1 pseudogene is annotated in these 1,584 nt (G+C 78.3%); it reads right to left on the bottom strand.

Going from position 1 to position 1,584, the window contains the following annotated elements:
• Positions 1–1,584: pseudogene (locus BST27_RS30345) on the bottom strand (PE family protein); the annotation flags it as partial.

The raw sequence follows: 1,584 nt of genomic DNA, 5'->3' as shown, positions 1-1,584 counted from the left end.
CGCCTGCACCGGCGCTCCCGCCGGCCCCGCCGGTGCCGCCGTCGCCGAACACCAATCCGTTACCGCCGGCCCCGCCCGCGGCTCCGGATCCGCCCGCGCCGCCGACTCCGCCGTTGGCGAACAGGCCGCCCGTGCCGCCGGCACCGCCGACGCCGGTGGCGCCGGGACCGGCGCCGTGCCCGCCGACTCCGGCGGCCCCGGAGAAGAAGCCGGCGTTGCCGCCGTGCCCGCCCGCCCCGCCTTTGGCGCCGGTGTTGATGGACTGTCCGCCGCTGCCTCCCGTGCCGCCGACCCCGTTCAGCTGGGCGGAGCCGCCGGCGCCGCCGATGCCGCCGATCCCGTTGGCCCCGGTGGCTATCCCGCCGGCCCCGCCGGCGCCGCCGTTACCGAACAAGCCGCCACCGGCGCCGCCCGCGCCGCCCGTCCCGCCGGTTCCGTTGGCGGCGGTGTTGGTCGCACCGTGCGCACCGTTGCCGCCGTTGCCGAACAGCCAGCCGCCGTCCCCGCCGGCCGCTCCGCTTCCGGGGGTTCCGTTGGCGCCGTTGCCGATCAGCGGGCGCCCGGTCAACGCCTGGACGGGCTGGTTGACGACACTGAGCGCGTTCTGTTGCAGGATGTGCACCGGGTTGGTGCTCAGGGGAGCGTTGAAGCCATCCGCGCCCAGCAGCGCCCCACTGATGCCGCCGACGCCGGCCTTGCCGCCGGTCACGCCGCCCGTGGCGCCGCTGCCGGCGTTGCCGCCGTTGCCAATCAGCAGGCCGTTGCCGCCCGCCCCGCCGCTGCCACCTGCGGTCGCGCTGGCACCGCCGTTACCGCCGTTGCCGCCGTTGCCCAACACTCCGGAATTGCCGCCGGCGCCGCCGGTCCCGCCGGTGGTGATCCCGCTGCCGCCGCTGCCGCCGGTACCGCCCGAGCCGATCAGCTGACCGGCGGTGCCGCCGGCGCCGCCGATGCCGCCGGTGGTGCGCCCCGAACCGCCCGCACCGCCGGTCCCGCCGTTGCCGGTGAGCAGTCCGGCATTGCCGCCGGCCCCACCCGCACCGCCCGCGGTCTGGCCGTTGTTGAGGCCCTCGCCGCCTGCGCCGCCGGCACCGCCATCGCCGAAGGCGAACATGCCGGCGTCGCCGCCGGCGCCGCCGGCGCCGGCAGTGCTGCCGATGCTCGCACCGCCGCTGCCGCCGGTGCCGCCGGCGCCGAATAGCCCACCGGCACCACCGGCGCCGCCGGCCCCACCGACCGTGCCCAAAGTCGAGGAGGTACCGAAACCACCGGCACCGCCCGTGCCGCCCGCACCGAACAACCCACCGGTGCCACCGGCGCCGCCGGCCCCGCCGTTGGAACCAGCCCCACCGGATCCGCCGACTCCGCCGTCGGTGAAGAGCCCGCCGGTTCCGCCGTCGCCGCCCGCCCCACCGGTACCGCCGCCAAGGAAGCTGAATCCTCCCGTGCCGCCACTCCCGGCAGCGCCGAAGAGCATCCCGGCGTTGCCACCGCGTCCGCCGGCCCCGCCGAGCGCCGCGCCGTCCGCCGCGGCGCCGCCGACCCCACCGGCCCCGCCGGACCCCCACAACATCGTGTTGCCAC

This window comes from Mycobacterium intermedium (assembly GCF_002086275.1).
GTDB classification, from domain to species: domain Bacteria; phylum Actinomycetota; class Actinomycetes; order Mycobacteriales; family Mycobacteriaceae; genus Mycobacterium; species Mycobacterium intermedium.
The sequence above is the reverse complement of the archived record's forward strand: the minus strand, read 5'-3'. Positions and strand labels throughout refer to the sequence as shown.